We start from the raw sequence: 10,070 nt of genomic DNA on the forward strand, positions 1-10,070 counted from the left end.
ACCGGACTCCCGGTGGCTCGATCTCGACGGTTACTTTGGATCAACCCTTGCCCAAGACATGCCCCCTCATGACAGTGTCTGAATCGCGCGGTTCGGCGGCGCGACGCCACGGGGGGCGGACGACTTGGTGACGGCACCCCTGTACGACGTCCTCTCGCGACTGAAGCCGCCAGGCGTTACTGACAGGGGGAGTCGGGGGACTCGCGGACGCGACAGGGGTCCCGTTTCACGTGTATTCGAGCCGCGCGCGCCACAGAGCCGCGTGCGCTGATATTCCAATTCGGACTTGGGCTGTTACCAGTTGACGCCCGCGCATCGCCATGGTGAATGAGGGGCGCAGTGACCGACCTGCACGACGTGTTTTCCGACTCTGCCTCGGAACGGAACACCTCGGGAATGAACACCTCGGAAGAGAACCTGACGCAGGAAGATCACATCGCGGTGGTCGGCCTCTCCTGCCGGCTTCCGCGAGCGGCCGGTCCCGCGGAGTTCTGGCGCCTGCTGAGCCGTGGCGAGAGCGCCATCGGTGAGGTTCCCCCGGGGCGTTGGCCCGAGGACGCGCTGTCGGCCGCGGACCTTCCCGACGAGCTGAGGGACCGTACGCGCCGGGGCGGATTCCTGGACGACGTCGATCAATTCGATGCGGGGTTCTTCGGCATTTCGCCCCGCGAGGCCGCCGTCATGGACCCGCAGCAGCGGCTCGTCCTGGAATTGAGCTGGGAGGCGCTGGAGGACGCCGGGATCGTCTCCGGCCAGTGGCGCGGCGGCCCCACCGGCATCTTCATCGGCGCGGCGTCGAACGACTACGCCACCCTCCTCGACCGCAGCGGCACCGCGACCCGGAGCCCGCACGCGGTCGCCGGCGCCCAGCGGGGCATCATCGCCAACCGCGTGTCCTACGCCCTGGGCCTGCGCGGCCCGAGCCTGACCGTCGACGCCGGCCAGGCGTCGTCGCTGGCCGCGGTGCACATGGCGTGCGAGAGCCTGCGGCGCGGCGAGTCGCACCTGGCACTGGCCGGCGGTGTGCACCTCAACCTGCTGCCCGACGCCGCGATCGGCATGGCCCGGCTCGGCGCGCTCTCCCCCGACGGCCGCTGCCACACCTTCGACGCCCGGGCGAATGGCTACGTGCGCGGCGAGGGCGGCGCGGTCGTGGTGCTCAAGCCCCTCTCCCGCGCCCTGGCCGACGGCGACTCCGTCTACTGCGTGATACGCGGCAGCGCGGTGAACAACGACGGCGGCGGCGACGGCCTGACGGTCCCGAACCGCTCGGCGCAGGAGGACGTGCTGCGGCTCGCCTACGAGCGGGCGGGCATCGGCCCGGACCAGGTGCGGTACGTCGAACTGCACGGCACCGGCACCAAGGTCGGCGACCCCGTCGAGGCCGCCGCGCTGGGCGCCGTGCTCGGCGCCCCGCGCACCGACGCGTCGCCGCTGCTCGTCGGCTCGGCCAAGACGAACGTGGGTCATCTCGAGGCGGCCGCCGGCGTGGTCGGCCTGGTGAAGACGGCCCTGTGCATCAAGCACCGGAACCTGGCCCCCAGCCTCAACTTCACGACGCCGCACCCGGACATCCCGCTCGCCGAGTGGAAGCTCCGCGTGGTGACGGACGCGAGGGCGGACGACGCCGTATGGGGTGGCGAGGCGGGTTCCTTCGTCGCCGGTGTGAGTTCGTTCGGCATCGGCGGCACCAACTGCCACGTGGTCGTGTCCGAGCCCCCGGCGGGCGGGGAGCGGGAGTCCCGCGGCACGGGCGGGGACGGCGTCGTGCCGTGGGTGGTCTCCGGCCGCACCCCCCTGGCGCTGCGCGCCCAGGCCGGGCATCTGCGGGAGTTCCTCGCGGACGCCCCCGGGCTCCGCCCGGCCGACGTGGCGCTGTCCCTGGCCACCACGCGCGGCGCCTGGGAGCACCGCGCCGTCGTGATCGCCTCCGAGCAGGAGGAGTTCACGCGGGCGCTGGACGCCGTGGCGGCGGACGGCACCGACGCCGCGCTGGTGCGGGGCACCGCCGGCGCCCCGGGCAAGACGGTGTTCGTCTACCCCGGGCAGGGCTCGCAGTGGGCCGGCATGGCCCGTGAGCTGCTCGCCGGATCCCCCGTCTTCCGGGACCGCATCGCCGCCTGCGACCAGGCGCTGCGACCGTACGTGGACTGGTCGTTGACCGACGTGCTGAACGAGGCACCGGGCGCTCCGGCGCTCGAGCGCGTCGACGTCGTCCAGCCCACCCTGTGGGCCGTGATGATCGCGCTGACCGACGTCTGGCGCTCCTTCGGCGTGCACCCGGACGCCGTGGTCGGGCACTCCCAGGGAGAGATCGCGGCCGCGTACGTGGCCGGGGCGCTGTCCCTGGAGGACTCGGCGAGGATCGTGGCCCTGCGCAGCCTGGCCCTGGCCCGCCTCGCGGGCACCGGCGCGATGGCCACCCTCTCGGTGCCGGTGGAGCAGGTCCGCGACAAGCTGCGGACGGCGGAGGGCCGGCTGGAGGTCGCGGCCGTCAACGGGCCCTTCTCCACCGTGGTCTCGGGCAGCGCACAGGCCGTCGAGCACCTCGTGGCCGAGTGCGAGGCCGAGGGCTCCTGGGCCCGTGTGATCCCCGTCGACTACGCCTCCCACTCGGCCGACGTCGAGGTCCTGCGCGAGGAACTGCTGGAAGCCCTGGCCGGCATCGCTCCCCGGTCGGGCGAGGTCGCCTTCTACTCGACCGTGAGCGGCGAGGCCCTGGACACCGCGGAGCTGACCGCCGACTACTGGTACGGCAATCTGCGCCGGCCCGTACGGTTCGAGGACGCCACCCGCACCCTGCTGGAGCACGGCCACCGGACGTTCGTCGAGGTCAGCGCCCACCCCGTGCTCACGACGGCGCTCCAGCCGACCGTGGACGGGCAGGCCACCGGCGACGGCCGGACGCATCCGGCGACGGTCGTCGGAACGCTGCGGCGCGACGAGGGCGGCCTGCGCCGTCTGCTGACGTCCGTGGCACAGCTGTACGTACGCGGCGTGGACGTCGACTGGCGCGCCGGCCTGGGCGACGGTCCGGCACGCCGGGTCGCGCTGCCCACCTACCGCTTCCAGCGGCAGCGCCACTGGCTGGAGGGCACGGCCCGGGTCGGTGCCGCCGAGGCCCCCTTCTGGCAGGCGGTGGAGCGCGCGGACGCGGTGGCGCTGGCCGACGCGCTCGGCATGGACGAGGAGCGGCGCACAGCGCTGCGGGAGGTCCTGCCCGCACTGGCGGACTGGCGGCGCACCCACCTGGTCACGCCGCCCGCTTCCCCCGAGGAGGCCGCCGCCGAGCCCGGTGATCGTGTGCGGGCGCTCGGCCGGGAGGAGCTCGCGGACCTCGTGCGCTCCACCGCGGCCGCCGTCCTGGGCCACGCCGGGCCCGAAGCGGTGGACCCCACGCGGACGTTCAAGGACCTGGGCTTCGACTCGGTGGGCGTGGTTGAGTTCCTGGAGCGGCTCACCGCCGCGACCGGGCTGCCCCTCTCCCCCACCCTGATCTTCAACTTCCCCACGCCCGGCCTGCTGGCCGACCGGCTGCGCGCGGAGGCGACGGGCGAGCACCGCGATGCCGCCGTGGCACGGCGCGGTCCCGTCGACGACCAGGAGCCGATCGCGATCATCGGCATGGCCTGCCGGTACCCGGGCGGCGTGAACTCGCCCGAGGACCTGTGGCACTTGGTGTCCGAGGGCACCGACGCGATCTCCGGCTTCCCCACCGAGCGCGGCTGGGACCTGGACGCGCTCTACGACCCGGACCCCGACCCCTACGCGTCGGGGAAGTTCTACGCGACCGGCGGCGGGTTCCTGCACGAGGCGGGGCGTTTCGACGCGGCGTTCTTCGGCATCAGCCCGGTCGAGGCGGCGGCGATGGACCCCCAGCAGCGCCTGCTGCTGGAGAACGCCTGGGAGGCCATGGAGCGGGCCGGGATCGACCCGGGCACGCTGCGCGGCAGTGACACGGGCGTGTTCGCCGGTGTGATGCGCAACAACTACGAGCCGCCCGTGGTTCCCGTCGAGTACGAGGGGCACCTGCTCACCGGCAACGAGAACAGCGTCGCTTCGGGCCGTATCGCCTACACCTTCGGGCTGGAGGGGCCGGCGATCACCGTCGACACCGCCTGCTCCTCCTCGCTGGTCGCCACCCACCTCGCCGTCCAGGCCCTGCGCCGCGGCGAGTGCGGCATGGCCCTGGCCGGCGGCGCCACGGTCATGGCGACGCCGCGGACCATGGTGGAGTTCAGTCGCCGTCGGGGTCTGTCGGCTGACGGGCGCTGCCGCGCCTTCGCCTCCACCGCCAACGGCACCGGCTTCGCCGAGGGCAGCGCCATGCTGCTGCTCGAACCTCTCTCCCAGGCCCGCGCCAACAACCACCCGGTCCTCGCCGTCATCCGCGGCACCGCCGTCAACCAGGACGGCGCCAGCAACGGACTCACCGCACCCCACGGACCGTCGCAGGAGCGCGTCATCCGCGCCGCCCTGACCGACGCCAGCCTCGCACCGGCCGACGTCGACGCCATCGAGGCCCACGGCACCGGCACCACCCTCGGCGACCCCATCGAAGCCCACGCACTCCTCAACACCTACGGCCAGCACCGCACCACCGGCGCACCCGCCTACCTCGGCTCCATCAAGTCCAACATCGGCCACACCCAGGCCGCCGCGGGCGCCGCCGGCATCATCAAGATGGTCATGGCGCTTCACCACGCGAAGCTGCCCAGGACCCTGCACGTCGACGAGCCCACCGCGAAGGTCGACTGGGAAGCCGGCGCCATCGAGCTGCTGACCGACGACCACGCGTGGCCGAGGACGGACCACCCGCGGCGCGCGGCCGTCTCCTCCTTCGGCATCAGCGGCACCAACGCCCACCTGATCCTCGAAGAGGCCGAAGAGGCCGCGGACGGCGCGGAAGCCGCTCAGGCACCCGTACCCGCGCCTCGTACCGCCGTCACCCCCTGGCTCCTCACCGCCAAGTCGCCCCAGGCCCTCCAGGACCAGGCGGCACGCCTCCAGCACCACCTCCAGGCCAACCCCCACCACTCCCCCGCGGACATCGGCCACTCCCTCGCCACCACCCGCACCCACTTCCCCCACCGCGCCGTCATCACCACCGACCACACCGCCGCACTCGACGCACTCCGACACGGCACCCCCCACGCGGGAATCGTGCGGTCCGAGGCCCCGCAGGGCGGCCGGGAGGCCAAGCTGGCGTTCCTGTTCACCGGCCAGGGCGCGCAGCGGCTCGGCATGGGCAAGGAGCTGTACGAGGCGTCGCCGGTGTTCGCCGCGGCCTTCGACGCCGTGTGCGCCGAACTGGACAAGCAACTGCCGCGCCCGCTGGGCGAGGTGGTGTTCGGCGAGGACGCGGAGCTGCTGAACCGGACCGTGTTCGCACAGGCCTCGCTGTTCGCCGTGGAGACCGCGCTGTTCCGGCTCATGGAGCACTACGGTCTGCGGCCGGACTATCTGCTGGGGCACTCCATCGGCGAGGTGACGGCCGCCCACGTGGCCGGGGTCCTCTCGCTGCGGGACGCCGCCGTGCTGGTGGCGGCCCGGGGCCGGCTGATGCAGGCGGCCCGGAGCGACGGTGCCATGGTCGCCGTCCAGGCGTCCGAGGAAGAGGTCCTGGCCGCGCTGGAGGGCTACGGCGACCGGGTCGCGGTGGCCGCGGTCAACGGTCCCCGGTCGGTGGTGGTCTCCGGTGACGCCGGGGCCGCCGACGAGGTCGCCGAGCGGTTCGACCGCGCCGGCCGCAAGACCAAGCGGCTGCGGGTCAGCCACGCCTTCCACTCCGCGCACATGGACAGCGCGCTGGAGGAGTTCGGCGCCGTCCTGGACGGGCTGCGGTTCGACGAGCCGGCCGTCCCCGTCGTCTCCAACGTGACGGGCCGGCTCGCCACCGTCGAGCAGCTGCGGTCGCCCGCGTACTGGGTGTCCCACATCCGGCAGCCGGTCCGCTTCCTCGACGGCGTCGCCTGCCTCGCCGGGCACGGCGTGAGCACGCTCGTCGAGCTGGGTCCCGACGGGGTGCTGACCGGCATGGCCCACGACTGCCTGGGCGAAGCCGCCGAGGGCACCGAGGCCGGCGTCGTCGCCGTGCCGAGCCTGCGCGCGGGGCGTGACGAGATCGCCGCGGTGGCCGCCGTGCTGGGCCACGCCCTCGCGCGCGGCGCCGGCCTGGACTGGCGGGCCGTCTTCCCCGGCGCGTCCCCGGTGGCCCTGCCCACCTACGCCTTCCAGCACGAGACGTACTGGATGGAGTCGGCGCCCGCCACCGACGTCACGGCCGCCGGGCTGGCCGCGGCCGGTCATCCGCTGCTGGGCGCGGCCCTCTCCCGTCCCGACGGGCAGGGCGGGCTGCTGACCGGCCGGATCTCGCTGCGCACCCACCCCTGGCTGGCCGACCACGCGATCGCCGGAGCGGTGCTGCTGCCCGGGACCGCGTTCGTGGACCTGGCCGTCGCCGCCGGTGACCTCGTCGGCTCCGGCGTGGTCGAGGAACTCACCCTCGAGGCGCCGCTCGTGCTCACCGAGCAGTCGGCCGTGGATCTGCAGGTGGCGATGGACGCCGCCGAGCCCGGCCGCTGGTCGGTGACGATCCACTCCCGGCCCGCCGAGGGCGCGGGCGGACCGGACACCACCGCTGACGAGGCGGAGTGGACCCGGCACGCCTCCGGCGTCCTCGCCGACGGCGGCGCGGCCGAACCAGCCGGCCTGGGCGGCGCCTGGCCGCCGCCGGAGGCCACCCCCGTCGACGTGGCCGGCCTCTACACGGACCTGGCGGCGGGCGGCTACGCCTACGGCCCCGCCTTCCAGGGAGTGCGGGCCGCCTGGCGGCTCGGCCGGGACGTCTACGCCGAGGTGCACCTCGCCGACGGCACGGACCCCGCCGGCTACGGCGTGCACCCCGCGCTGCTGGACGCCGCCCTGCACATGCTGGTCCTGGACTCCACGGACGGGGTGCGGCTGCCCTTCGCCTGGTCCGGTGCGGCCGTCCACGCCACCGGCGCCACCGCGCTGCGCGTACGGCTGAGCCCCACCGGCACGGACGCGGTGTCCATCACGCTGGCCGACGCCACGGGAGCGCCGATCGCCACGGTCGAGTCGCTGGCGCTGCGCGCCATGGCGCCCGGCCGGCCGGGCGCCTCCGGCGGCGGCAACAAGTCGCTGTTCCGGATCGACTGGACCGAGGTCGCGCTGCCCGGGGACGCCCGTCTGCCGGAGGCGGCCCCGGCCGTCCTCGGTGCCGGCGCGCCGGGCCCGTGGCCGGCCGCCTCGCCGGTGTACGCCGACGTGGCCGCCCTCGCCCGGGCCGTCGACGAGGGCGCTCCCGTGCCCGACGTCGTCCTCCTCCCCTGCCTGGGGGACGCGGGCGCCGACGTGGTGACCGACGCGCACGCCGCGGCGCGGCGCGTGCTGGCCGTGGTGCAGGACTGGGTGGCGGCGGAGCGGTTCGACGCCGCGCGCCTGGTGGTGCTCACCCGCGGTGCGGTCGCCGCCGGTCCCGACGAGGCGGTCGCCGACGTCGCGAAGGCGGCGGTGTGGGGCCTGCTGCGCTCCACGCAGACCGAGCACCCCGACCGGTTCGTCCTGGTCGACCTCGACGCCCGTGAGCAGCCGGACGCCGGGTGGTCGTCGCTGCGTACGGCGGTGGCCCTGGCGTCGGCCTGCGACGAGCCGCAGCTCGCCCTGCGCGGCGGCACGGTCCTCGCCGCCCGTCTGGCCCGGCACTCCGGCAAGGGGCTGCTGCAGGCCCCCGAGGGCGAGGCCGCCTGGCGCATGGAGGTGGCGGCCAACGGCTCGCTGGACGCCCTGTCGCTGCGGGCGCACGCCGAGTCCCTGGCGCCCCTGGAGCCGGGGCAGGTACGGATCGACGTACGCGCCGCCGGGCTGAACTTCCGCGACGCGCTCAACGCGCTGGGGCTCTACCCCGGCGAGGCCGGCCCGCCCGGAATCGAGGGCGCGGGCGTGGTCACCGAGGTCGGTCCCGGCGTGGCCTCCCTGGCCCCGGGCGACCGGGTGATGGGCCTGCTGACCGGCGCGTTCGGGCCGGTCGCGGTCGCCGACCACCGGCTGCTCGTGCGCATCCCCGCCGGCTGGACCTTCGCCCGCGCGGCGTCGGTGCCGGCCGTGTTCCTGACGGCCTATCACGCCCTGGTGGAGCTGGGCTCCCTGCGCCGGGGCGAGCGGCTGCTGGTGCACGCGGCGGCCGGCGGTGTCGGCATGGCCGCCGTGCAGCTGGCCCGCCACCTGGGCGCCGAGGTCTTCGGCACCGCGAGCGCGGGCAAGTGGGACACGCTGCGCTCGCTGGGCCTGGACGACCGGCACATCGCCTCCTCCCGCGACCTCGAATTCGAGGAGAGCTTCGGCCGGGAGCTGCGGGCGGCGGACGCCGACGGCGTCGACGTGGTCCTCAACTCGCTGGCCGGCGAGTTCGTGGACGCCTCGCTGCGGCTGCTGCGGCCGGGCGGGCGGTTCCTGGAGATGGGCAAGACGGACATCCGCGAGCCCGAGTCGATTCCCGACGCGGCGTACCAGGCGTTCGACCTGATGTGGCTCGAGCCGGACCGCATCCAGCGGATGCTGCTCGCGCTCGTCGAGCTGTTCGAGGCGGGTGCGCTCGAGACCCTGCCCGTCACGGTGTGGGACATCCGGCGGGCGCCGGAGGCGTTCCGGTACATCAGCCAGGCCCGGCACATCGGCAAGATCGTGCTCACGGTGCCGAGCGCTCCCGCTGCCGGGGGCACGGTCCTGGTCACCGGCGGTACGGGCACGCTCGGTTCCCTGGTCGCACGACACCTGGTCGCGCAGCACGGGGTGCGGCACCTGCTGCTCACCAGCCGCCGCGGCCCGCAGGCCGAGGGCGCGGACGCGCTGCGCGACGAACTCGCCGCGCTCGGCGCCCAGGTGACCATCGCCGCGTGCGACACGTCCGACCGCGACGCGCTGGCCGCGCTGCTGGCCACCGTGCCCGCCGCGCACCCGCTGACCGCCGTCGTCCACACCGCCGGCGTGGCCAGTGACGGGATCGTCTCCTCGCTGCGGCCCGAGCAGGTCTCCTCCGTGCTGCGTCCGAAGGTGGACGCCGCCTGGAACCTGCACGAGCTGACCCGCGACATGGACCTGTCGGCGTTCGTCCTGTATTCCTCCATCGCCGGGCTCATCGGCAACGCCGGCCAGGCCAACTACGCGGCGGCGAACACCTTCCTGGACGCCCTCGCCCAGCACCGCCGCGCCCAAGGGCTGCCCGCCACGTCCCTGGCGTGGGGCCTGTGGGAGGAGACCAGCGCCATCTCCGGGAACATGGGGGAGAACGACCGCAACCGGCTGGAGCGGTCCGGCTTCAAGGCCATCTCCTCCGCCCAGGGCACCGCGCTGTTCGACGCGGCCTGGCAGGCCACCGAGTCCCTCCTGGCCCCGCTGCCGCTCGATGTGACCCGCTTGCGCGAGGACACGACGGCGACCGGCGTATCCGCCCTCCTGCGGGAGCTGGTCCGGGTCCCGGCCGCCCGGCGCACGGTGGCCGCGGCCTCCGGTGCGGGCGCCGCCTCCTGGCCCGAGCGGCTCGCGCCGCTGTCCGAGCAGGACCGGCGCGAAACGCTCAAGGACGTGGTCCGTACGGAGATCGCGGCGGTGCTCGGCCACCCGAAGCCCGAAACGGTCGCCACCGACCAGGAGTTCAAGCAGCTCGGCTTCGACTCGCTCACGTCCGTGGAGCTGCGCAACCGGCTCAACACCGCCACCGGGCTCAAGCTGCCCGCCATGCTGATCTTCGACTACCCCACGCCCGACGCCATCGTCGATCTCCTGCTGGCCACCTTCGTCCCCGAAGAGGCCGACCCGGAGGTCCGCATCCTCGCGGACGCCGACCACATGGACGCGGCGATGTCCGCCTTCTCCGGCGACGGCAAGGCCCACGCGAAGATCACAGCCCGCCTGGAGGCGCTCCTGCGCAAGTGGAACGCCCTGCAGGACTCCCCCACCGCCAACGGTTCCGCCGACGATCTCGACGAGATCTCCGACGACGACCTTTTCGATGCTCTCGACAACGAGCTGTCGCGCTAAGAGGTAAA

Annotated in this window: 1 protein-coding gene; it reads left to right on the top strand. The window is 74.3% G+C overall.

Annotation, left to right across the window (positions count from 1 at the left end):
• The first annotated feature begins 396 nt into the window (after positions 1-396).
• Entirely contained in the window at positions 397-10,062 is a 9,666-nt protein-coding gene (locus tag AB0G59_RS12085; RefSeq protein WP_360910614.1) for an SDR family NAD(P)-dependent oxidoreductase, read from the top strand.
• The last annotated feature ends 8 nt before the right edge of the window (positions 10,063-10,070 follow it).

It is taken from the genome of Streptomyces sp. NPDC021096 (genome assembly GCF_040641275.1).
Lineage (GTDB): Bacteria > Actinomycetota > Actinomycetes > Streptomycetales > Streptomycetaceae > Streptomyces.

Coding starts and splice junctions, on each gene's coding strand:
- AB0G59_RS12085 (WP_360910614.1), top strand. CDS start 397: ATGAACACCTCGGAAGAGAACCTGACGCAGGAAGATCACATCGCGGTG.